19 protein-coding genes are annotated in these 23,154 nt (G+C 34.5%); 8 read left to right on the top strand and 11 right to left on the bottom strand.

Annotation, left to right across the window (positions count from 1 at the left end):
• Positions 1-8 precede the first annotated feature (8 nt).
• From serB to VCM44_RS07980, 3 genes are all read left to right on the top strand, one after another.
• Positions 9-1,214 carry a phosphoserine phosphatase SerB gene (serB, locus tag VCM44_RS07990; RefSeq protein ID WP_334678485.1) on the top strand — a complete coding sequence of 402 codons (1,206 nt, stop codon included), beginning with the start codon at positions 9-11 and terminating at the stop codon, positions 1,212-1,214.
• A 76-nt stretch (positions 1,215-1,290) separates the two neighbouring features.
• Entirely contained in the window at positions 1,291-1,635 is a 345-nt protein-coding gene (gene panD / locus VCM44_RS07985; RefSeq protein ID WP_120404873.1) for an aspartate 1-decarboxylase, read from the top strand.
• Between the two features lie 39 nt (positions 1,636-1,674).
• Positions 1,675-2,238, top strand: a complete 564-nt coding sequence (locus VCM44_RS07980) for a leucine-rich repeat domain-containing protein (protein ID WP_334678484.1) — start codon at positions 1,675-1,677, stop codon at positions 2,236-2,238.
• On the opposite strand, the gene VCM44_RS07975 is transcribed toward VCM44_RS07980, so the two are convergent.
• Genes VCM44_RS07975 through VCM44_RS07950 form a run of 6 tightly spaced genes read right to left on the bottom strand, consistent with a single transcriptional unit; the run spans position 2,235 to position 6,343 of the window.
• Positions 2,235-2,594: a Crp/Fnr family transcriptional regulator gene (locus VCM44_RS07975; RefSeq protein WP_115362903.1), complete on the bottom strand. Its 360-nt coding sequence runs from the start codon at positions 2,592-2,594 to the stop codon at positions 2,235-2,237. The genes VCM44_RS07980 and VCM44_RS07975 overlap by 4 nt on opposite strands.
• A 3-nt stretch (positions 2,595-2,597) precedes the next feature.
• A complete protein-coding gene (locus VCM44_RS07970; protein ID WP_115362904.1) occupies positions 2,598-2,945 on the bottom strand; it encodes a Crp/Fnr family transcriptional regulator in 348 nt (115 codons plus the stop codon).
• 14 nt (positions 2,946-2,959) lie between these two features.
• Positions 2,960-3,922: a lipoate--protein ligase family protein gene (locus tag VCM44_RS07965; protein WP_334678516.1), complete on the bottom strand. Its 963-nt coding sequence runs from the start codon at positions 3,920-3,922 to the stop codon at positions 2,960-2,962.
• A 17-nt stretch (positions 3,923-3,939) separates the two neighbouring features.
• Positions 3,940-4,344: a hypothetical protein gene (locus VCM44_RS07960; protein ID WP_115362906.1), complete on the bottom strand. Its 405-nt coding sequence runs from the start codon at positions 4,342-4,344 to the stop codon at positions 3,940-3,942.
• 32 nt (positions 4,345-4,376) lie between these two features.
• Positions 4,377-5,324 (bottom strand): HAD-IIIA family hydrolase, encoded by a 948-nt coding sequence (locus VCM44_RS07955; protein WP_334678483.1) that lies wholly within the window; start codon positions 5,322-5,324, stop codon positions 4,377-4,379.
• Between the two features lie 2 nt (positions 5,325-5,326).
• On the bottom strand, positions 5,327-6,343 hold the full coding sequence (locus VCM44_RS07950) for a hypothetical protein (RefSeq protein WP_334678482.1): 1,017 nt from the start codon (positions 6,341-6,343) through the stop codon (positions 5,327-5,329).
• Between the two features lie 98 nt (positions 6,344-6,441).
• Here VCM44_RS07950 and VCM44_RS07945 point away from each other — a divergent pair, with 98 nt between their 5' ends.
• Genes VCM44_RS07945 through pyrF form a run of 3 tightly spaced genes read left to right on the top strand, consistent with a single transcriptional unit; the run spans position 6,442 to position 12,532 of the window.
• Positions 6,442-7,422 (top strand): aspartate carbamoyltransferase catalytic subunit, encoded by a 981-nt coding sequence (locus VCM44_RS07945; protein WP_334678481.1) that lies wholly within the window; start codon positions 6,442-6,444, stop codon positions 7,420-7,422.
• Positions 7,403-11,854 (top strand): carbamoyl-phosphate synthase large subunit, encoded by a 4,452-nt coding sequence (carB, locus tag VCM44_RS07940; RefSeq protein ID WP_334678480.1) that lies wholly within the window; start codon positions 7,403-7,405, stop codon positions 11,852-11,854. The genes VCM44_RS07945 and carB overlap by 20 nt, the downstream gene beginning before the upstream one ends.
• Positions 11,855-12,532 (top strand): orotidine-5'-phosphate decarboxylase, encoded by a 678-nt coding sequence (gene pyrF, locus VCM44_RS07935; RefSeq protein WP_334678479.1) that lies wholly within the window; start codon positions 11,855-11,857, stop codon positions 12,530-12,532.
• Here pyrF and VCM44_RS07930 read toward each other — a convergent pair whose 3' ends face one another.
• Entirely contained in the window at positions 12,533-13,831 is a 1,299-nt protein-coding gene (locus VCM44_RS07930) for an inosine/guanosine kinase (protein ID WP_334678478.1), read from the bottom strand.
• A gap of 53 nt (positions 13,832-13,884) precedes the next feature.
• Here VCM44_RS07930 and VCM44_RS07925 point away from each other — a divergent pair, with 53 nt between their 5' ends.
• Positions 13,885-14,733: a hypothetical protein gene (locus VCM44_RS07925; protein ID WP_115362913.1), complete on the top strand. Its 849-nt coding sequence runs from the start codon at positions 13,885-13,887 to the stop codon at positions 14,731-14,733.
• Between the two features lie 32 nt (positions 14,734-14,765).
• On the opposite strand, the gene VCM44_RS07920 is transcribed toward VCM44_RS07925, so the two are convergent.
• A complete protein-coding gene (locus tag VCM44_RS07920; RefSeq protein ID WP_334678477.1) occupies positions 14,766-15,224 on the bottom strand; it encodes a hypothetical protein in 459 nt (152 codons plus the stop codon).
• 155 nt (positions 15,225-15,379) lie between these two features.
• Here VCM44_RS07920 and VCM44_RS07915 point away from each other — a divergent pair, with 155 nt between their 5' ends.
• Positions 15,380-16,186: a TIGR02147 family protein gene (locus VCM44_RS07915; RefSeq protein WP_334678476.1), complete on the top strand. Its 807-nt coding sequence runs from the start codon at positions 15,380-15,382 to the stop codon at positions 16,184-16,186.
• 4 nt (positions 16,187-16,190) lie between these two features.
• Here the strand turns inward: VCM44_RS07915 and VCM44_RS07910 are convergent, their stop codons facing one another.
• The 3 genes from VCM44_RS07910 to VCM44_RS07900 all read right to left on the bottom strand — a co-directional run bounded on the left by VCM44_RS07910 (position 16,191) and on the right by VCM44_RS07900 (position 23,136).
• Positions 16,191-19,004, bottom strand: a complete 2,814-nt coding sequence (locus VCM44_RS07910; RefSeq protein WP_334678475.1) for a S8 family peptidase — start codon at positions 19,002-19,004, stop codon at positions 16,191-16,193.
• On the bottom strand, positions 19,004-22,135 hold the full coding sequence (locus VCM44_RS07905; protein WP_334678474.1) for a hypothetical protein: 3,132 nt from the start codon (positions 22,133-22,135) through the stop codon (positions 19,004-19,006). The genes VCM44_RS07910 and VCM44_RS07905 overlap by 1 nt, the downstream gene beginning before the upstream one ends.
• A 152-nt stretch (positions 22,136-22,287) precedes the next feature.
• Positions 22,288-23,136: a hypothetical protein gene (locus VCM44_RS07900; protein ID WP_115362924.1), complete on the bottom strand. Its 849-nt coding sequence runs from the start codon at positions 23,134-23,136 to the stop codon at positions 22,288-22,290.
• Positions 23,137-23,154: the final 18 nt, after the last annotated feature.

Raw genomic sequence — 23,154 nt, 5'->3', positions numbered from 1 at the left:
TTGAGCTCATGGAAGATAAATCAAATAACAACTCTAAAGAAATCATTATCACAGTATCTGGTGCCGACAGACCGGGGATTACGGCAAAATTAATGAAAGTAATTAGTGATAATAATTCCGATATTACTGATATCAATCAGGCCATTACTCACAACCTACTTTCTCTTTCATTTGTCTTAAATATCAGTAGTGACAAGGATCATGATCAAAACGTTCTAAAAGAGCTACTTTTTGCGGCCCATGAGATGGGATTAAAGTTAGAATACTCAATTATTAAAGAAGACGTTAAATACAAGTCTCCTTACAATAGTTTTATAGTAAATTGTGTGGCCCCTAAGAAAATATCTGCAAGCTTCATTGCTGATATGTCACAAAATATCGCCTCAAATGGAATCAATATATATCGAATTGATAATGTATCTAAAGAAGGCTTTAACTCTCTAGAAGTTTTAACTGACGTTCCTGAGCAAGTTGATTTAAACAAGGTTAAAGAGGATCTACTTGCTATAAGTAATACACATAGTACAGATATAGCCTTTATTAGAGACGATGTTTACAGAAGATCAAAGAGACTAATTGTCTTTGATATGGACTCAACTTTAATTCAAGCAGAAGTTATTGATGAACTTGCAAAAGTACATGGTATTGGCGCAAAAGTTAGCGCGATTACAGAAAGGGCCATGAATGGAGAACTCGACTTTAATCAGTCACTTGTTGAAAGAGTCTCGCACTTAAAAGGCCTTAAAGAATCAACGCTAGAAGATATCTGTCAAAACCTTCCCTTAACAGAGGGTGTTGAAGAATTCATAAAAACAGTAAAAAAATATGGGTATAAAGTTGCATTAATTTCAGGTGGTTTTACATACTTTGCAAATTACTTAAAGAACAAACTTGAATTAGACTATGCGTTTGCAAACGAGCTTGAATTTGAAAATGGTGAACTTACAGGCAAGGTAAAAGGTACAATTATCAACGCAGACCAGAAGGCCGTACTTGTAAACTTAATCTCTCAACAAGAAGGTATTTCTCTAGAACAAGTTGTGGCAATCGGTGACGGGGCCAATGACTTACCTATGCTAGCACAAGCAGGCCTTGGTATCGCTTTTCATGCAAAAGACATAGTGCGCAAAAACGCACAAAACCACATGAGTCACGGCCCAATGACATCTATTTTATACTTTCTAGGTATTCCAGGTCCTGAAGCAGAAATATAAATAGAAAGCGCTTATTACGTTAATAAAATCTTCATTTTTGTTGCGTTCTCGCCTAAGAATTTGATAAATAAGTTTCATGCGCGAAATGTTACAATCAAAAATACATAAGGCCGTCGTTACTCAGGCCGATCTTAACTATATAGGCTCAATTACTATTGATGAGGAGCTACTTGATCTCGTAGACTTATGGCCTGGTCAGAAAGTACTCATTGTTTCAAATACTAACGGTGCAAGACTTGAGACTTACGTTATTAAGGGAGAGCGCGGTAGTGGTGAGATTTGTTTAAATGGCGCCGCTGCACACCTAATTAACGAAGGCCACGAAGTTATTATAATTGGCTTTCAGATGACAGATAAGAAAGACATTAGGCCAAAGCAAATCTTAGTCGATAAGAATAACAAATTCGTCCAATATCTATAATTTAACTCAACTGACAATCATATATGTTACAATTTCTTTATGCTTATAAAGGTATCAAAAAGATATAGTAACTTTGATATTAATGACTTCTTTAAAGAAAAAGATGAGTCATTAACAAGTATTAGCACATTAGAGCTAATGGTTAAGCATAAATGTGAAGTCCACTTAAACCTCGATGCTTTAACAAACCTTAAGAAGTTTTATATTTATGCTGACGGTGAATGTAGCCTAAATCTAATAGGCAAGGCACCTTTAGAGATTCTCAAAATGAGAGGAGTTAAGAATTGTCATGATATACATATTCATGAGAGCTCACCTATTAAGATACTACAATTAACTGAGTGCAATCTACATGCGATCCCTAGTTGGCTCTACAAGCTCACTAAAATCGAAACACTAGAATTACAAAGAAATAAATTAACTGATCTTCCAATTGAATTTGAATGGCTCAAAAACCTCAAGAGATTAAATTTGGACAATAACCTATTTCAAGATGTTCCAAGAGTCCTTGCGAACCTTTGTGAACTTAACCATCTTTCATGTGATGCTAATGAAATAGGTCAACAGAAATTAAGAGATTTCCTACAACTCTTAAACAGTTAAACCTCAGGTTTAACACGATTTGATGCCTTTCGTATGCGATCGATTAGTGTTTCTAATAAAGTTCGAAACCACTTTGGTTGCTTATTAACATACATTTCAAATTTCGATGAAGGGATTACAAGAAGACGTGAATCGGTTAAGGCCTTAATTGTTGCACATCTTGGAGAATTATCAAAGAAGCTCATTTCCCCAACTAACTCTCCTTCAAAAATAGTACCTATTTTTACTTCTTGGCTATTTTTTACTTTGAATACACCAAGACTTCCCTCTTCCACGATATATACTTCGTTACTCTCTTCACCTTCACGAATTAAATATTGATCTTTATTTACAAATACCGTTGTAGGAGATGCCATGAATTACACCTTTATCTTTTCATTAGTAGTTCTTAAACGATCTGCAAGGGTTCTCATCATAGTTTGAAGCCACTTTGGTTGTGAATCTAAGAAAGCTTGGAATTTGTGAGCATCAAATACCTCAACTTCACTTTCACCAATAGACTTTACGGTTGCACATCGAGGCCTATTATCAAGAAAACTTACTTCTCCAACAAACTCTCCAGGATAAATGGTTCCAATCTGCTTTTGTCCATCTGTTGTTTGTTTAAAAACAGCAAGAGTTCCTTCTTTTAGAAGATACATACAATCACTTGCGCCACCTTCTTCAATCAAAACTTCACCTTGAACTAAGTTAATTTTCTCTCTCATCTTAGGCCTTAAATTTAAAGAAAAAGAACCTCATGACATGCATTAATAAAGTCATGCTGCTTTTGTGATAGCTTATCTTTTTCTAGAATATTTTCATCATAATAAGTTTTATCAATAACGAGATCCAAAAGATCCTTATCGTCATTACTTACTTGTATTATTCTAGCATATTTAGAAATAACTTCGATATTATTTAACTTAAAGCTAAATTTAGGAGTTCCACCATAGATATGTTGCCAACTAGAAGTGTCAGATATCTTTGAGATCATATCTGGAAGCATACAGATATCTTGTTCTGTAATATGTAAAACTTCGACATCCGTTTTATAGTACTTACCAAAAGAGTCTTGAATCGATGTTTTAATTTTTTCTTCTGAAAGACTGTTAGAAATATCAAATAGATTTATAACATTAGATCTTACTGACTTTACTCCAAGTGCTGTACTGGCCTCAAATTTGGAACGTAATAACTTATTCAAGATATCTAAATCTGCATTCATAAGGAGTGTTCCATGGTGTAGAGCACTATTTCTTATCTCTTTAAAAGCACACCCCGATATCTTATAATCTTCACCTTCATGATCGACTCTTAAGTCATGACGTTGATTTTCAAATGCACTAATCCCTAAGCTTCTAAGGGCATCAACTATAATGCCAGCATTAGCAGATTTATCATAATTTGAGCGGGGGCCTATAAAAGAGTAATTCAAATTTCCAGGATCATGATAGACACAACCACCACCACTTTGTCTTCGTACAAGATTTATTCCTCGATCTCGTATTTCTTTTACACGACATTCCACCCATGGATTTTGAAACTTCCCCATTACGATACTAGGGGAACTCTTCCAAAGTAGAATGATCTGATCTTGACTTTCATTTTCACTGTGAGAGCGAAGTAAATGATTCTCATAGGCAAGATTAACAAATGGATTAAGAGATTCAAGAAGGTATAGTTTTAGTTTAGAAGATGTCATATCGGCCACAGGAGAAGCTACTCATCAGATAGAAGATCCATATCTTCTTCTACTTTAGCAAAAATATCAAACTCCTTTAGGCCATTAGTTGATCGTTTACAAATACTTAGTTTTTCAACAAGCCCATGGCTTTGATCAGGAAAAGACTCATCTGCCATCTCTATCTTCTCAAGTGTTTGCTTAAATGGCGCACAACCATTTTTAAGGACCAAGAGAGAAAGATATTTTGATAAGGGAAGCTCTTCAATTTTTACAGATGCGTTTATCTTAGAGAGGTATTCACTATTTAAACGAGTTAACTCATTTAAAGAGGAAGCGATCTCCTGTTCTTTATGAGTTAAACGACGAGCTGACACGTTCACAATATTGATACAAAAACCAATAATGATTAATATAGATGAGGTTTTTAAGTTAAGTTTCATATGTAATTCCTTTTACATACAGAAATTTTGACTTATTTTGTCTTCTTTGGCAATGCAGTGGCAAAATTTATTACTTCGCTAAAGTTATCAGCAATTGTGACGTCACTATCCAATTCATACTTTCCACGTAAATGAATTGTTTCAACAAGAGGAAAATCGAGATCATCACTCATTTTATCTCCTACCATATACGAATCAGAAAGCTTAATTGGAAAGTCATAACACGCCTCTAATAGCATTCCTGGATGAGGCTTACGACAAAGAGAGTGAAATTTATACTGGCCGACACCTTTTAAGAATTCAAATGGTGCAATATAAAAAGCATCGATAAGATTTTGTAATGAATCATTTAATGCATTATTAAAATGAACAACATCTTCATATTCAAACATTCCTTTTGATACACCAGATTGATTAGTTAAAACGATTTTAAGACGTTCAATATTGAACTCATTTAAGAGAAATTCATATGCCCCCTCTTTCAGCTCCAAATCATCAACCTTATGCACATATGAATGATCAACGTTTAAAACACCATCGCGATCAAGAAATACAGCAGGTCGATAAGCCTGCTTCTTATGGTAAGACTTAACTATTGGCATCACTGCTTTCTCAAAATGAGGCATTCCCACTGTATCAACAGCATCAACATAGAACACACCACTAGCAGCGTAATATTCAGAGCAAAGAGTGATATCCATTACTTCAGGAAAGAATTTTTCATTATTTTCCAATTCTTCACTATTGAAATTTAGTTTTGATAGATAGTAGTACTCACAATTACCATTCTTAGGTAAGTCATAAATATTAAATAGGTCTGGCTTCACACTACTTTTATAAGTAATGAACAAAACCTTATTACCTTCATTCACTAGATCCTTTAGTTGGCCATCGTCTTCAAACTCTAAAACTTGAAAAAGGTCACACTCTAGTTCTTTTATTTCTTTATAGTCACGTTGACAGAGAACAATATCAAACATATTTAATCCTTGCGCTTAAACTTCATTGAGCAGTTAATTTTGTAAGAAGGTGCCGTAAACTTATTCATAGGCTTAACCCTTACTTGAAGGTTATCTCCACCAATGGAGATATTAAATGAAGAGATCTCAGGATTTAACTCGTGAATTCTTATCTCTTCAACTTCTGTGTAATTTACAACATGACAATAATCTAAATCATAACTTTTATGCTTATAAAAACAAATCCCTTGGACAACATCCTTATTTCCAAGCCCCATTAAAGGAAGTAAGGATTCAATAAACTTGGCCTTATCTTGACTGAGTAATTTAGTAAAAATTTCGTGATAATGCTTAATTAAATGACGATAGAGAATATAGAGGTCATCACGGTCTGCATCCTTAAGCTCTCCTGGCAGTTGAGTCTTTGTCCAAAGGGAGTCAAATCGTCCACTATATTCAAGTCCATGTCTATTATAAAGAGAGCTAGCGAAACGATCAAATTCCTTATCAATAAATTCATTTAAAGTATTTTGAACGAAGCCAATTGAGTCATAGGATCTAAAGTACTTTTCAAAAATACTCTTCGCACCAGCAGACTTAGTTGTGATATTGGCACCACTTTTAACAAGCTTTAAGCTAATTGGAACAATCTTCAAATCACCGCTTTTTATATCTTGAACTTGTACAACGATATCTGCTTCATGTAGGCGTTCTTTAATAATATGATCGTGTCTCTTACCGACGACGGTAACGTTTTTAATTTCACCTTCAATATTTGAGCTTAAATCCTTGGCCATCTCAATTGCCAGAAGAGGAAGTTTTGCCAATAGGTTACGATCATATTGCCTTAACCAACTTTCATACTCTCTCATCATAGTTAAAAGCTCACTATCCACATTCTTCAAGAATAGAGACTCTACTTTACTGACAATAGCAATTTGACGGGCCACTAAAAACTCAAAAAGATTGCCCTTCACTTCATTTTTGAGTGCTTCTAATTGAGTATTATTATGTATTTCTTTAAAGTTCTTGGTAACCATATTCCCTATTTAAAAAAAGTGAAGTTTTTTGTGGCCATAAAGCTTTGACTTTATTATTCTTTTTAAAAACCATACTAGCTCAACGCTATTGGAATGTCATGATTGGATTTCCATCTATTCTGGAAGGAATAGAAGACTTAAATCGAGAGCAAGTTGAGAAACTCCTCGCTCGCACAAAGGAACTAAAAATTGGTTCCCCTGCTAGACTTCCCCTAAAAAGAAAAATTTCAGTTGCAACCTCTTTCCTTGAGAATTCAACACGTACAAAACTTTCATTCATAATGGCCATAAACCTACTTAAAGGTATTCACATTGATTTTGAGGCAGAGAAGTCTTCACTTAAAAAAGGTGAAAGTCTAGAGCAAACACTACTGACTCTTAACTATCAAGGTTTTGATATATGCATCGTTCGAACAAAGGAAACGAAGCTCTTATCTCAATTTAAACAAAGGCCACCTATAAAAATGATTAACGGTGGAGATGGAACAAATGAGCATCCAACTCAGGCCCTGCTCGATCTCTATACTTTGAATGAATTATTTAATGGTGAGTTGGCAGGAAAGAAAGTTTGTATTGCAGGAGATTGTACTCATTCTCGTGTTACCCATTCTCTTATGAAGCTTCTGCCACAATTTGGTATTGAAATTACCCTATGTGGGCCAAAAGAGTTCTTACCGAAAGAAATACCTGCAGGTATTAAAACAAATGCAAGTCTAGAAGAAGCATTAAAAGAAACAGATGCTGTTTATCTGTTAAGAATTCAAGCTGAAAGACATGAGAATCAATTTGATATGTCCACTTACAATGAGAAATGGGGACTAAACTTAGATTTAATTCGTCAGGTAGGCCGCAAGATTCCAGTCTTTCATCCAGGACCAGCAAATATAGGTATTGAAGTGGATCAAGAATTAGTAGATTCAAACCTATGGATGGCCCACAAGCAAGTAGAAAACTCAGTATATGTACGTATGGCAATCATTGAGGCAATGGTTACTAATGGCGATACAAATATTGGTGCAAAATATAACACAATTAACTTTGATAAAGGATTAACGACAAATGAAGAAAACAAAGTCTGATGGTCAATTGACATCATCACAACAGTCGGAACTTAATTTTCAAACCTCTCTTAAACAAACTCCTATTTTTCTTCATTTTCCAGATCATACAAAATTTCAAGCATATATTAATCTCCCTAATAACGACTCTCGACTAAAAGATGGTATCTTTGGTGAAGCGGCTTTTACAACAGGAATGAGCGGATACCAAGAAACAGCTACCGATCCATCCTTCCTTGGTCAACATATCATTTTCACAACGGCCCATGTAGGAAATTACGAATACAATGAGAAAGTTTCTCAAAGTCTTATTTCACAAAAGCCATTGGCCCAAAGTTTAATAGCTCGAAACTTCTCATATAATGAATTCTTAGAAAATTGTGATACTCCACTAATAAGTGACGTCGATACAAGAGCTCTTACAAAATACTTATCATGTGAATCAAAAGATCACCGCTGTCTTATAACAACAAGTGAAGAAGCACCAAATTTTAATAATCACAAATTGATTTGTAATGAATTATCTAGAGTCTCAATAAAAGAAAAGAAGTGGATAATTGAAGGTAAAAATCCGATTGTCGTTATGGATTATGGGATAAAAAAATCAATCGTAAATTATTTAAAAGATCTTGGACATCCCCTAGTGGTTGTTCCTAACAATACGCCTGCACAGGAAGTTATGGAATTTAGACCAAGGATGGTCTTTTTATCAAATGGGCCAGGAGATCCAAAAGAATATAAAGAAGAAATTTCACAAGTAAAAGAAATTCTAAAATCAGATATTCCGGTTAGGGGAATCTGTCTAGGACATCAACTAATTGGTCTTGCGTGTGAAATGGAAACAATAAAACTTCCATTTGGACAAAGAGGGGCAAACCACCCAGTCTACAATCATGGAGATGAATCCCTACTTATCACAAGTCAAAATCATGGTTATGCAATTGATGCAGAATCTTTTAATTCAAAAAGACTTGAAAACGAATTTAATCTAAAACTTTTTTGTGAGTTCACTTCCCTATTTGATCGCTCACTTGAAGGTTTAAGAAGTTACGATTCAAGAATCCGAAGTGTACAATTTCACCCAGAATCAAACCCTGGGCCTAAAGACGCCTTCGTTTTCTTTGAAGAAATTAGAGAATTTTTAAATGGAGATGTTAAAAAATATAATCCTGAAGATATTAAAGAGATTCCAGAATATCACCAAGGCCAAATGGAGTCACCTTATAAGAAAATTCTCTTAATTGGCTCTGGGCCAATCAAAATAGGTCAAGCATCTGAGTTTGATTACAGTGGGACACAGGCCTTAAAATCACTTAGAGAGCTTGGATTTGAAGTAATACTACTAAATTCAAATCCAGCAACTATCATGACTGATAAAGAGATGAGTCATCGAACATATATTGAACCTATTACCAAAGAAACTATTAAAAAAATTATCCTAAAAGAGAATGTCGATGCAGTCTTATCCACAATGGGTGGTCAAACAGCACTTAATATGTGCATAGAACTAGAAAAAGAAAACTTTCTAAAGGACAACGGTGTTGCTCTATTGGGTGCAAATACAGATACAATTGAAAGAACAGAAGACCGTGAATTATTTGCAAAAGAACTAGATAAGCTTGGCTATAAATCGGGTAAGAGATTTAGTGCAAAGAGTTTTGAACACGCACTAGAACTTGCTGACAATGATGTAAAATTTCCTTTAATTATTAGACGTGACTTTGCTCTTGGAGGAAAAGGTGCCGCTTTAGTTCACAATCTAAAAGAGCTAGAAGAGACCTTATCATCAAGTGATGTAAAGTTTCCAATTACCATGGAAAAATCACTTCTAGGATGGAAAGAACTTGAACTAGAAGTAATGGTTGATAAAAATCGTTGTGGAGTAGTCATTTGCTCTATTGAAAATGTCGATCCATGTGGAATTCACACAGGTGATTCAATTACAGTTGCACCTGCTCAAACAATCTCTGATCGTTGCTACCAACAACTTAGAACCATGTCTCTAACGATTGCTAAGCATATGAATGTCGTAGCTGGTGGTGCAAATGTACAATTTGCAGTAAATCCACTAGATGAAGATGATATTGTTGTTATCGAGATGAATCCAAGAGTTTCAAGATCATCGGCGCTAGCTTCTAAGGCAACAGGTTATCCTATTGCAAAAATCTCTGCTGGCCTAGCTGTAGGTCTAACATTATTTGAAATTTTAAACGATATCACACGTATTTCTCCAGTAGCATTTGAGCCGACTCTAGATTATGTTGCAGTAAAGATACCAATTTTTCCTTTTAATAAATTCCCTTCAAGCTCACAGGTTCTAGGCCCTCAAATGAGATCTGTTGGAGAAGTTCTTGCACTCGGTGGAAATTTTAATGAAGCTTTTATGAAGGCCCTTCGTGCTACAGAACAAGGACTTGAGGTACCTTCACTTGAGCAATTAAAAACGACCCCTTATCCATTAACAAAAGAATATCTTAGAGATCGCTTAACAAATCAAAGAGAGCTATCTCTACTAACGGCCCTTGAAGCTTTAAGACAAGGATTTACGACACAAGAGATTTACGAAATAAGCTCCATCACTCCTTGGTTTGTTAATCAAATGGCCTTATTCCATCGAGATGAAGTTACACTTAAAAACTCTCCAGATTTAATTAAAGACAAAGAATCCCTTTTAAATCTGAAAAAGAATGGTTTCTCAGATAAGTACTTGGCCTTATTAACTGGAAAAAGCCTTGAGGCAATTCTTGACCAAAGAATAGCAAATGGCATACGACCAGTCTTTAAGGCCGTCGATACATGCTCAGGTGAGTTTAATGCTCTGACACCTTATTTTTACTCTACATACACACAATTTAGTGACGTAAAACCTATATCAGAAGAAAGTTGTGCAATATTTGGTTCTGGTCCAAATCGTATTGGACAAGGAATTGAGTTTGACTACTCATGTGTAAAAAGTTGTATGGAATTAAAAGAGCAAGGAGTAAAGTCTATACTCCTTAACTCAAATCCTGAAACAGTTTCAACAGATTATGATAGCTCAGATAGACTCTATCTTACTCCTCTATTTTCAGAAGACCTTTTTGAGATCCTAAGTTTTGAATCTCCTGAACAAATTATCACTTCATTTAGTGGTCAAACTGGGATTAATATTCGCTCTCATCTTGAGGCACCATTTAGAAAGAAACATCAAGAATTTAACTTTTTAGGACCTTCACTTGAATTACTCGATACGGTTGAGGATCGAAAACGCTTTGATAACCTAACAAAGGAAGTTCCACTATCGCACACAACTTCAAAGGAAGTTAGAGGTTATAAAAACTTCATTAATGCTATTACAGAGGTTGGCTTCCCTGTCATCATTAGACCAAGTTATGTTATTGGTGGTGAAAGTATGTTTATCTTTGAAGGCCCAGAGGATATCGAAAATCTTCCTGATCAAATTTTAAAAAGCCTTCATGAAAACTCGATAGTCTTCCAGGTCGAAAATTATATATCTGGTGCACTCGAGTATGATGTTGACTTAATAAGAGATAAAAACGGTAATACTGTATTTACAGTATGTGAGCATATTGAATATGCAGGAGTTCACTCCGGTGATTCTGGTATGATATCACCTCCTGCCAAAGCAAATGATGATACCATCAACAAAATGAGAGGACTTGCCTGCCAGATGGCAGATATTATGAATATTACTGGGCCAGTAAACTTCCAATTTGCTCTTAAGGGAGAAGATATCTATTGTATTGAAGCGAATCCAAGAGGCTCTCGAACGATTCCTTTCCTATCAAAAGCCTACGATATAAATCTTGCGGCCATTGCAACAAAAGCATTACTTGGAAAAGAAATTGAAACAATAAGTAATATCAAAGGTGATTATCATATCATTAAGCAGTCGACATTTCCTTTTGATCGATTTGTACAAGATTCAATTATCCTTGGCCCAAAAATGCGCTCTACTGGAGAAACACTTGGTATTGATAAAGACACAGATCTTGCAATGTTAAAGTCGTACTTAGGAAATTATCCAGACATAACAAATAAGAAGTCAGTTCTTGTATCTCTAGCAAAAAAAGACGATCCAAAGTTAATTGAAAATATCCAAAAGCTATCAGAACTTGGACTTAATTTCTATGCGACTAAAGGGACACATAAATTCTTAAAAGAAGAATGCAATGTAGATGCGACTTTAATTAATAAATTAGCAGATAAAGGTGACAACCTTTCAATGCTTGATGCTATCAAGAAAGATGATATGGCCTTCGTACTAAACACACCATTAAATCAGGGACGCTCACAATCCGATGGAGAATTTATTAGAAATGCCGCCATCCAATATGCTGTCCCATGCTTTACTAGAATAGAAAATATTAAAGCAGTAACAAGTTCCATTATTAAATCATATACCACAGAACTTGAACCAGTAAGCCTTCAAGAGATGAGTGGAGAGGTATAAATGGAAAAGACCTTTGTAGCGCTAGATAATATGGATAAGGATCAAGTTAGACAGCTTCTAAGTGACTATCCTCAAATCAAAAAAGTTAAAATTGGACTTGAACTCTATTTAAAGTATGGCAATTCGATAGTTAATGAAATTGCAAATGACTTTAACGTTGAAATCTTTCTCGATTTAAAACTACATGACATCCCTTCAACTGTTACAAAGGCAATTTCAGCGCTAAAAGGCCTACCAATTAGCTTCTTAACGATTCATGCAAGTGGTGGAAGAAAAATGTTAGAAGCAGCATTTGAAAGTGCACAAGTAAATCTTCCAAACTGCCAACTTCTTGCCGTTACAATTCTAACTTCTCATACAACACGAGAAATTAAAGATATATGGGGAAGAGAATATAAAGAGAGTTTAAACGCATTACTTAATGAGATTACAAAAGCACAAATCACAGGCCTTGTATGCTCTGCCCAAGACCTGTCCATTATTAGCGCACAAGAAAATGAAACAAACTTAAGCTTTACAAAAGTGACACCAGGGATTCGGCTAAAGAATGATGAAAGTGATGATCAAACAAGGATCATGACACCTGAAGATGCAATTAAGGCCGGAAGTAACTTTCTTGTCGTTGGGCGCTCTATAACTAAAAACCCCAATTCGATTTTAGAAGGTCACTACCCTTAATTACATATCCCAGTAACTTTCTTCTAAGCTCTGCTCTTTTACTGGCAAATTGCGCGATAGTCTTGGCGACTTTTGCTTAAGAACCTCGTAACTAGTTCTATTTGCATATTTACATAATTGGTGAATCGAAGAATAAGTTAAGTAGGTACCATCATGCTTAATTGAATGCGGTAAGAGTTTACGGTGATAAACATTAGCAGAGATATCATGCAAAATAGCTGCAAGTGCAGCATCTCCAGCACCATTAGTATTTTCAATACTCTCAGGTCCTCCCATAAAAGGATTAATATGAGAGTAAATCTTTATAGGCTCTTTACAATGTTCTTTTAGTTGTCCACGAGAATATTCAAATTGATTATAGTTTTCAATTGATTTTGAATGCAGCTTATCTTTAGTTTCTCTGGCCTTTTGCTTACATGCCCAAGAGGCCATATAAAGGCCCTGGTCGCCATCTGTAATAAGAGCAAGATCAGTAATATCTAAAACGGCCTGTCCAATTAATAGTGGATCATCAATTCCTAAAAGAGCATGAGCTTCCTGGCGATTCATGGCCAAGACATTTACGTTCTCTTTTACAAAGTTATAAAAGAAGTCGCGATTCTCTTCAATAAGTGAACTTGTTCCAAGAGCAAATACAACTGGAACTTTATATTTCTTGGCTATGCTTACGGCCTTAAGGGTAGCTTTGAACAAAGGAGCGCTATGATCCCTTAACAAGAATGCTGTAACTAAGAGGGCACTTGAGTTTTTTATTAATTCATAAGGAATGAATGATTCATCTAATTGATTCATTATTCCTTTTCCAATAGCGAATGTACGCTCTTTATCAGGAGTGATCATACAAATTGCTCTGGCCATTTGCCCTTTACAAGGCTGTAAATAGCTAAAATCTACTTTTGATGAAGTACTGCAAATATACTTAAAGGCATAATCCCCTACTTTTATATTTTCACAAATAGTTCCCAGAGCAAATGATTGATCATCTGATAAAACCGAGTAATTATGAAGAGTATTTCCAACGGCACCACCAGCATATTGGCCAAGAATTTTATCGTTTTCTAAACAGTCTTGATAAAGCTCTTCAACGATGTGATCAGGTAAGATATAAGATTCACCTGGTGAAAGCTTATAGCGCTTTAATAGATCTGTTGGGGCATCAATCTCGATATCAACTAATAATTGATCGATTCCAACAATATATACATTTTCCTTACTGTTAAAATCTGTTTCAAATGAAAGTCTGCCTTTAGCACTTACCGGAAAGTAGTGCTTGGAGCGTCTCTTACCTGGAAATCTCATGGTAGTTCCTAAACTATTGTAGTCAAAAATTTTAAATTGATTATAATGTATATATGAAAAAAATTTTAGTATTATTTTGTATTCTTTTCCATTTAACAGGGCATGCTTATCGTTTTGCCATAACAAAGGCAAGACAAACAGTTGTTTATGCTGATGTCGACCTCGCTGCCCCTATTGGATATATCAGAAGTGGTAGAAAGCTTAAGGTTGGAGATACGAGCTTAAAACAAGGTAGCATTGTCCCTTTAATCGTTTCTGGAAAAATAGCCTATGTTAAAACAAGTGATATCAGCTTTACAATCTCTGGCTCAAAACTTGAGCATAGAACTCCAGAGCTAACTGAGCATGAAATTGATAAAATTTTCAAAAGTGATGCTGAGAAACTTAAAGAAAATAGCTACTTAAGTCTTGATTACATGCGAGTTTCACCAGGCAGTGACTGGCAAGACTTTCATGAAAAATATAGCAATACAGATGCCCCGGCCTTTAATCGAATCAACCTTGCTATTGAATACCGAGACCCAAAGTCGAGAAACGGCTTTAAGCTTGGGCTGGGTTATCTCTTTGGTTCAAGTGAAAATACAAAAATCACTAGTATCTACGGGGATTTTCAATATCAATTTCGCATTATCAATCGATCAAGTTTTGCACTTGAGGCCTATGCAGGACTCATTATAACTGGAGACTTTACACAAGAAAACTTTGGTGAGAAGTCAGCTGGAGGCGCTTGGGGATATAATGCAGGAGGAAGAGTAAGGATTGCACCTTTTTCGGCCCTAGGATTCTATGCTCAAGCAGCAATAGTATCTTATAATTCTTATTCAATGGATGAAATCGTTACTGAGACTGTTTCTTCTGTAGGTGGTGTATCTTTAGGTGTTGGTATTAGTTATCGACTATAAAAAAAGCCTAGCTAAAAGCTAGGCCTGTATATTTAGAAACAATTTATTGAAGCATTTTCTCCAGATTCATTTACATATTCAATGAAAATTTCATCAAGCTCTTCATCATAATTAACTGTAATATAATACTGATCAAAGCTTTCTTGAATAAAAATTGAATTTTTAAGGCTTACGATTGCATTATAGCTAATTGTATTTCCATTGAATGCCTTATCACCTTCTGCTCTAAGATTATATAATCTAATTTCTATATCTTCATCAGTACGAGCAGAATTCTTCTGTCCATCAAGACATACATTTCGATAGTCGTTTAAAAGAACATCACGGATTTTGTCTTCAATTTCACGTGCACCCCAGCCAGTTTTAGCACCCCAACCAGTCTTTCCAAGAACATCAGATACATTTGGTAAGAGTTCATCGAATACGACAGTAGAAAACATTGCACTTGTGTTTAAAGAGATAATGAGTGTGAGAAAAATAGTTTTAAGCATATAGTGTATTCCTTTTAATGCCTATTTATCCTATATTGGCGTCATTTACTCAACCATGTGTGTAATATCTTTAGTTCATTGTATAAATTAGTAAATTTTCAAATATTTCACAGATTTTGCTAAATTTATTTGAAAAAAGAGACGAAACGTAAGTTATGGATATTAGAGGTATAGACCTATTTAGCTATATTGATTATCGACTTTATTTAGAAGATGTCTTTAGTGAGCGAAAAAAACTTGATCGCAAGTACACTTTTGGAAAGTGGGCAAAAGAGCTTGGTATCTCAAGTGTTTCAGGTCTAACTATGATCTTAAAAGGGCAAAGACATCCTGGCCCTAAGCTAATTAAGAAATTAATAGAGAATCTCAAACTAAATGAAAAAGAAGCAGATTTCTTTACATCTCTTGTTCAAGCAAAAAAGAATGCAAAAGGAGATGAAGAAGTATTTCAAGTTATTGCTCAAAAGCGTGTGACGGATATCTCCAAAAAAGAAAGGCAAGTTGAATTTAAATGGGAGATGGCCCTAATTAGAGAGATGTTAAAGTGGAAGAACTTTAATACAACTAAGGACTTAAACTCGCTACCAATTATTTTTCAATCAAATGAAGGTTATCAAGAGATTATCGAACAAATGAAAAGTTCAACGATAATCAAAGAAGAAAAGAAAAAAATTAGTCTTAATCCAGATTACGAACCTCAATACAAACTTGAGATGTCACAATTTGTCCCTCTCCATCAAGAAATATGTGATCTATCAGATGATAGTTACTATATGCCAAAAGAGCAAAGAATTCTTGAGCACGTCCTTATCAATGTAAAAAAAGAAGACTTAACTAAGGCAAGAAAAAAACTATATGAATTCATCCAAGAATTTACAGATGAGTTTGATAGAGAAGATGGTAGCTCTGATGATCATCAAATCTTTAATTTAACCACACTATTCTTTCCATTTACAAAATAGAAACTTATTTAACATTATGAATGTAGACAGAACTTAGCTTTCCAGGTCCCATACAATGTAGCCTGATCTGCATATTTTTATCAATTTGAGCATGACCAATTAGTGCACATTGCGCAGGTATTGAGTAGTGATACTTGAGTTTCGATGATAATACGTTACCATCTTTTGTTATAACGCTTATGTTATTTCCAAAAAGTCTTTGCATATCAGTATAGATTCCACCTTTAGAAGAATTAATCTGTGACATTTGAAAGATTTGAGAAAAGTTAGCACCAGGGAAACTAGACTCTCTATTAATAGAACGCTTAGAGTGATTCACTATCTTATTATCTACAATTTTTAATAAGTGAATATTATATCTTCCTTCAACGTATATTGAATACTCGCCTTGACCTTCATCAAATGCTGCAAGAATTGAAGAAAGAGGATCTTCCCACTCACTCTCAAACCTTAAGGTCTTAGATGAATCGGAGAATTTAAATGCAAGTTTGTTACGTTCTTGCTGTCTTGTGATGAGATAGTTCTGAGTGAACTCTCCATCAACAGTAGATCTAATCGTTGTAATATTAGACTTATGAATCTGTAACGAGCGCTTCTTTTTAACGATATTAAAATTAGATGTATCATCAAAATTAATCACATAGTAATTATTAAAACTGACCTCTCCTACTGCAAAAATTAACTTCACACTCCCCTTCATTAGAGATTTATTATCTTGTTCAAGGAGTGATACAAATTGTAGATTTTCATAAAAACCAAGATCTAGCTGTTCTCTTAACTTAGAGTCAAAATCATAAGACTCTAATGTTCTAATTTGTAACTTAACTTCTTCGTCAACAACCTCAGGTAGAAGATAGTATGGGCGTTTCTTTTTAACGTTATTTAAATAATCGATTGGATCTTGATTATTATCAATTTGAGGCAAGTCAAAAACTCTTGAAACAAGCGGTACTAAGACATCACCAAGAGATTTAGATGTAGTTTTAATAAAATTAAAATAAGGCCTTCCTCGATTAAAATTCAATCCACCAAATTGTGTAGCATTTAGTTTCCATGTTGATTTTTCACCAAATAGTGGTTTTCCCGCTACATCATATGAAGCGAGGATATATTCTCTCTTATCTTTAGAAGTTCCATACACAAGAATATCTTTTGTACCATCTAGATTCATATCAGCTTTTAAAACACTAATGACATTGATATCTGTTGCAAATTTAATTTGCATTGGTGAATATTCTTTTTTTGCTTCATTTAGATAGAAAATACTTCTTAATGAACGATTATTTAATACATAATAATCCTGTGTTGCTTTATTAGCAGTGAAATCGATTACTTTTAACAGAGCAGAACTTTTAATATTAGGTGCAATTCTTAACAGAGCGCCTGCTGCAATCTTAGTGATGACCTTGGCCTCGTCTAACTTAATTGGCTTAACAAGCTGTAGACTTGCCTTTTTAGAAACAAGAACCTCATCAGATGAAGTGATTAATTTAATATTAAAATTTTGCCAAGACTCAATATCAAAAGATTTAATTTTTGACTTAAGCTTTATCACATTGCGTCCAGCTACTATTTTTTTGTCAAAGCAAGTATCTTTAATAAGTATGTCACTATCAGATGTTAGACATACTTTATGAGCTGAAATTGATTCATTTGGATTATATACTTCAAATTCAAATACAATATCTCCACGAGGAGATACTTCTAATGTATCCATCTTCTTAGTAAGAAGAACAGGATAAAGATTCTTAACGAGAAGAGATCTCTTGTAATCAACACTAGGAAGCCAAGAGTCTTTAGAATAATTTGTGCTTGATTGATTCAAGACAGATAAGAATTCATAGCTATTTTTAACAATTCCTTTTAACTTCAAGGCAGCTGCAAGCGCTGTCACATGAGCAATAGCGTAAGAAGTTCCACTTTTAAGATCATATTGACCAATACGAAGAACTTTTGATTCCATATTTGTTGGAATCGTACTTATTAGCTTTTCTCCAGGAGCATAGATATCAACAACCTGACCATAGTTAGAGGATGCAACTTTTTCACCTTGAATATCAATCCCACCAACACAAATAACTCCATCATAATTACAAGGAAAGATATTCTTTTTCTTATTATTATTTCCGGCAGCAGCAACAACAATCACATCTTTTTCAAGGGCGTAATCAATTGCACTAATCAGCTGTGGAGTTTCGATTACTTTTGGAATACCAAGAGAGAGATTAATTACATCAGCACCATTATTTACAGCAAAAGCTATAGCACGAGCTATATAACTTGAAACGACCTTACCTTTATAAGTAAAACCCTGAAAGTTTGTGATGGCCTTAATAGGCATAATTTTGATGTTTTTAGGCAATAGGCCATCAATACCTACACCATCTTTCTTAGCGGATAAAAGACCTGCAACAAATGTACCGTGTCCTTCATTATCTGAAACGTCAGCATTACCATCTAGCACATTATAACCACGACATGGTAATTCTTTCTTTTCTTCTTCACTCTTACCAATACATTCAGGATAGAGCCAAATATTATCTTTTAATTCAGGATGATCGATATCGACACCAGTATCAATAATAGCAACTAAAGACTTTTTATCATCAATACTTTCTAAGTCCTCGTCAGAAAAGTAATTAATATCGACACCATCAACGCCTTTGATTTCTTTAAATTCTAATTCTGATACTTTTCTTGAATATGATTGTGTATTATTATCTATAGACCATTGTCTAGAAACTAAATCGATACTATTAGCATTCACAACTAAATATACAGCAGAAAGCAATAATGTTTTTAACAAGTGAGTTCTCATTAATTAAGATCCTCCCTATACCACAGGCCTTTAACTTCTGCTTTAATTAGATTAAGAACAGATATTAACTTACCAATAGGCCCACCAAAGCTTCTCGTATTGATCTTTCCATATGAGTTGCCTTCAATAGGAGCTAACATTAATTCATGATCAACGCGATATCCAGAAAGCTTAGATTCAACGTATAAGTTTCTTTCACCAAAGAAGTCTAAAAGAGTACGTGCATCAATATAGCGAGCAAAATAATGACCAACATGAGAGAGGCACTTTAAACCTTTTTGAGCTTTATCTTTTCGTAAATACTTCCTACACCAATATAGTTTATTAGATATTACATCAAGATCCCCACAACGAAGACGTTGAGAGCGTGTTTGCCCTGAATTATTGCGGTCGTGACGACGATGTCTCTGATGACAATTTCTAATAATCATCTTACTTGATAATTCATCTAATTCTCTATCTGAGATATTAAGAATTCTCTTAACTGCTCCATCAAAGAAATGAATCTTTGTCTCAAGTCGTGCAAAGTGCATATCTCCGGCATCAGATGCATCTGATTTTGTATATAGCTTTAAATTAAAGTCCTCGTTTTCCTTTTTAAGTTTCTTTCTAACAACTTTTTCTTTAATTACAGCTCTTTCATATGTTTTACGATAACTCATATAGAGCTCTTTCATATTGCTGATTTCAACTTTTCCTTCGTCATCAATAAGCTTTGACTCTAAAGTTGTCTCATGTATAGTAGCTGCTCCAAAGAGATTCTTTCCTGGATTCTTATAATAATGTTTGGCTTCAGACAAAAATGGAAGATCATCGACATCAAAGCTTGAGCCAATTTCACTTATATATCTCTTTAAAAGGTAGCCACCCATGTTGCGAAGAAACTTACTATAATTGACACCATCAAGTTCACCATGACTAGCAGAAACTAATTTTATATCAAGGCGATTCTTGATTTTAACCAGTATTTCACTAAATGTATTAAGAGACTTTTTAACAAGAAACAAGAAGTTAAAGTTAAAGAGGCTATCGTTTGAATTATTATAAACTTGAATATCTTCTTCTCCCATCGCATCGTTTGTACGATCTCTTAATAAAGAGATAAACTTAGCAACGTTCTTAGAAAAATCTAATTCATCCTGGTCTGGATCAAGATTGATTTGATATAATTTCATATCAAGTTTTGAATCAATCTTCTTTCCTTCAAACATAACAATTGGAATAAGATATGATAATCCACCTCGAACCCTAAGCTCATTTACACGTGCATCATCATAATAAATATGAAAATTATATTTTGATTTTCTAGTAATATGAATACGTGATAACTCTTTATACTTCTTACTCACACTCCCATAACCGTTAGCAACATCAAACAGAGGAGCATTTATAGAAAGTGTAATATCAGGAACCACAGAAGTTGATATAATAATCGACTCTCCAACCCCAAAGTTTTCTGAAATTGAGCGGTATATATCAAATAGCTTTTCTTTTTTATCTTCCTCATCATTTGAAGCAGATAAATATTGAGTAAGATTCTTTTGTAAGACCTTAAGTGTTTTTCCTACAAGCATATTCTTATAAGGTGTTTTAATTGCTTGCTTAAGATCTTCGACAGGCCTTACATGAGTATAGCTTGTATGAATACCAATATTAGGAAATAACGATCCACTGGTTGTTTGAGAAATAAACCTTTCAAGCCCAATAAAGAGTCCTAAATTTGTTGTAAAACCAATAGTATCTGCTAATTGAACAAAGTTATCTGTACCAAAGTTTTGACCTACGACAACATCTCTACCAAATAAAATATTTCCACTTACAACAGGAGACTTCCAGCTTGAAAAAGGAAGTGGTGGAAATTGTCCATGTTCTTCAAAATAATCTAAAGCAAATTCTTTATTTCCTTCAAAGTCTTCTTGCAGCCATTTTATTTTTGCATCCGAAATATTAAATAGTTTTAAGTTTTCACTCACCTTACCCATAATTCCAGAAAAAGCTGCTGATTGAGCTTCTCCAAAGAGAAAAGATGGTAGATGATCAAGTGGACCTTGAGATGCTCCAAAACTGAATTGTCCAGCGTAGCCCTCAAACTTATGAGGCTTTAAGTGTCCATCTTTCACTAATTCGTGTTTTATTTCTTTTTTAAAGTCATATTGCTTGGCCTGAAGCTTTAAAACTTCAACCAAATTATTTCGTCTAGCAATTAATTTCTCGATAAGAATCTTTTCAACGATAGCAGGATAGTGAGAGGCCTTTACTAATGCCGTTATATCTTCACGATCAAGCTCGGCCACAAGTCTTGCCATCCAAAGCACATCATCATATGTTGCATCAAAGTCTGAAGTTGTAGGATAATCAAAAACGAGATGTTCATTTTTTATTTTTAAGAAATTATATGAGAATTTATTAATTGATTCATTTAAATTAAGATAAGAATAGATCACAATTAAGCTTCTAAGGGATCTCAAATCTTTTGAGTCATTTAAAGATGTCAGAGCAACATCATAGAAATCACTTTCTTGTGGCATACGAACAAAGATATCTTTTAGAACTAGATAATTCGTACCTTCTTCAACTAGCCAATTCTTATATGATGCTCCTAATTGAGTTACTAGATCAACGTCTTTAAAGAAGTCTTTTTGTCTTTCATTTTTAAAATTGATACGCACTTCTTCTAAATATTTTGAAGCTGGGATAATGTAGCCAAGCCTTCTTAGAAAATGCTTACGAAGAAGTATTGTATGTAGACTTTTTGAAAGGTGTACCTGGAAATTACCTTCATTATTTGAAGCATTAAATCGTAAGATACTTGCAGGAGAGCTGATTGTTCCCTTGAAATCTAATTCATGGCCTTTATAAATTGGTAATTCTTTGTCATCACGCTCATGATCAGCGAAGTTATTGTGTCCGTTCCAAAGACTTGAAAGTACAGGTGAAAGCTTGGATAAATCCACTCCTTCTTGTTGTAATTCGAAGGCTTGTTCTGAGTCGATAGCACCATATTTAGGACTATAGAGATCAGCAGCAGGTAAAGACTCACCTTTAATAGCAACCAAACCAGTGGAAGCAAATGTCTTATAAGACATACTGACTAAGACAATAAATAATATAGCTGCTTTAAATAAATTCATTGCCCTAACTCTATCAACATATGGAACGAAATAAGGAGAAATTGAAACAAATTCAAGTATGTAAATAATGTGAACAGTAATTAGTTCTCTAAAAACAAAGGGGCCAATTTAGGCCCCCTCTACGGTGTGGTATTTCTTGTCTTATCAACAACTTATAATTCAATTGATAGTAGCTCTGGAAGGATAACATCTTCGATATTCTGAGTTGTCGTTCCTAAGTGGCCAGCTACATCATCAATGATTTGTTCACGTGCATTTAGATCATTCTTTGCGGCCATGAATTCCTCAATCGACTTACCTGTAAAGTGCTTGATATTATTTGCAATTGCTTTTTGGTCTTCTTCAAGAAGTTCACCATTTTTAGCATTTTCTAGCATTCTTGAAACTTCTTTTTCCATCGTTACTAGAGAAAGAGCTTTATCTGAAGGAAGTTTAAATGCTTGAGAATAAAGAGAAGCTTTATTAAACATTTCTAACTCTTCATCATTAGCGGCCATAAGACCTGTATCCATTGTTTCTTCTTCATCTTCATAGTAGTAACCAGTATCAAAACCTTCAAATACTGGATCACCAAATACATCGTAACCTACGTGATCAACGATTTCGTAATCATCACCCCAACCGTCACCGATAATTCCATAGTCCCAAGCATCATCACTTTGAACATCACGGAACTCATCAGCTAGACCTTGGTTATTTGAGTAGTAGTCCCAATAAGCAAGAGTTCTAAGGTATGTAATATCAATAGCTACAAATTCATTATATTTAGCATCCCAGTAAACAAAGAAGTCTTCTCTAAGAGAATCATATTCATCTTTTTCAAGTGTATTAAGGTCATAGTAATAAGGATCAACACTATTTAGAGCTGATACAAATCCATTTGCTGTAACATAAGGTGACGTGTAAGTACCGTAAGTCGAAGAAGAACTGCTTCCTCCACCTGAACGTCCACAAGATGCGAATAAAGTTGCTAGCGCTGCAATAACCAATAAGTTTTTCATGTAATTTTCTCCCTACGT

It is taken from the genome of Halobacteriovorax sp. DPLXC-1, assembly GCF_036903125.1.
GTDB lineage: Bacteria > Bdellovibrionota > Bacteriovoracia > Bacteriovoracales > Bacteriovoracaceae > Halobacteriovorax_A > Halobacteriovorax_A vibrionivorans.
The sequence above is the reverse complement of the archived record's forward strand: the minus strand, read 5'-3'. Positions and strand labels throughout refer to the sequence as shown.

What these genes read in the sequence shown, in the direction of transcription:
- pyrF (WP_334678479.1), top strand. Translation starts at nt 11,855, where the DNA reads ATGGAAAAGACCTTTGTAGCGCTAGATAATATGGATAAGGATCAAGTT.
- VCM44_RS07980 (WP_334678484.1), top strand. Translation starts at nt 1,675, where the DNA reads ATGCTTATAAAGGTATCAAAAAGATATAGTAACTTTGATATTAATGAC.
- VCM44_RS07915 (WP_334678476.1), top strand. Translation starts at nt 15,380, where the DNA reads ATGGATATTAGAGGTATAGACCTATTTAGCTATATTGATTATCGACTT.
- VCM44_RS07925 (WP_115362913.1), top strand. Translation starts at nt 13,885, where the DNA reads ATGAAAAAAATTTTAGTATTATTTTGTATTCTTTTCCATTTAACAGGG.
- VCM44_RS07965 (WP_334678516.1), bottom strand. Translation starts at nt 3,922, where the DNA reads ATGACATCTTCTAAACTAAAACTATACCTTCTTGAATCTCTTAATCCA.
- serB (WP_334678485.1), top strand. Translation starts at nt 9, where the DNA reads ATGGAAGATAAATCAAATAACAACTCTAAAGAAATCATTATCACAGTA.
- VCM44_RS07905 (WP_334678474.1), bottom strand. Translation starts at nt 22,135, where the DNA reads ATGAATTTATTTAAAGCAGCTATATTATTTATTGTCTTAGTCAGTATG.
- VCM44_RS07975 (WP_115362903.1), bottom strand. Translation starts at nt 2,594, where the DNA reads ATGGCATCTCCTACAACGGTATTTGTAAATAAAGATCAATATTTAATT.
- VCM44_RS07960 (WP_115362906.1), bottom strand. Translation starts at nt 4,344, where the DNA reads ATGAAACTTAACTTAAAAACCTCATCTATATTAATCATTATTGGTTTT.
- VCM44_RS07920 (WP_334678477.1), bottom strand. Translation starts at nt 15,224, where the DNA reads ATGCTTAAAACTATTTTTCTCACACTCATTATCTCTTTAAACACAAGT.
- VCM44_RS07900 (WP_115362924.1), bottom strand. Translation starts at nt 23,136, where the DNA reads ATGAAAAACTTATTGGTTATTGCAGCGCTAGCAACTTTATTCGCATCT.
- VCM44_RS07910 (WP_334678475.1), bottom strand. Translation starts at nt 19,004, where the DNA reads ATGAGAACTCACTTGTTAAAAACATTATTGCTTTCTGCTGTATATTTA.
- panD (WP_120404873.1), top strand. Translation starts at nt 1,291, where the DNA reads ATGCGCGAAATGTTACAATCAAAAATACATAAGGCCGTCGTTACTCAG.
- VCM44_RS07945 (WP_334678481.1), top strand. Translation starts at nt 6,442, where the DNA reads ATGATTGGATTTCCATCTATTCTGGAAGGAATAGAAGACTTAAATCGA.
- carB (WP_334678480.1), top strand. Translation starts at nt 7,403, where the DNA reads ATGAAGAAAACAAAGTCTGATGGTCAATTGACATCATCACAACAGTCG.
- VCM44_RS07930 (WP_334678478.1), bottom strand. Translation starts at nt 13,831, where the DNA reads ATGAGATTTCCAGGTAAGAGACGCTCCAAGCACTACTTTCCGGTAAGT.
- VCM44_RS07950 (WP_334678482.1), bottom strand. Translation starts at nt 6,343, where the DNA reads ATGGTTACCAAGAACTTTAAAGAAATACATAATAATACTCAATTAGAA.
- VCM44_RS07955 (WP_334678483.1), bottom strand. Translation starts at nt 5,324, where the DNA reads ATGTTTGATATTGTTCTCTGTCAACGTGACTATAAAGAAATAAAAGAA.
- VCM44_RS07970 (WP_115362904.1), bottom strand. Translation starts at nt 2,945, where the DNA reads ATGAGAGAGAAAATTAACTTAGTTCAAGGTGAAGTTTTGATTGAAGAA.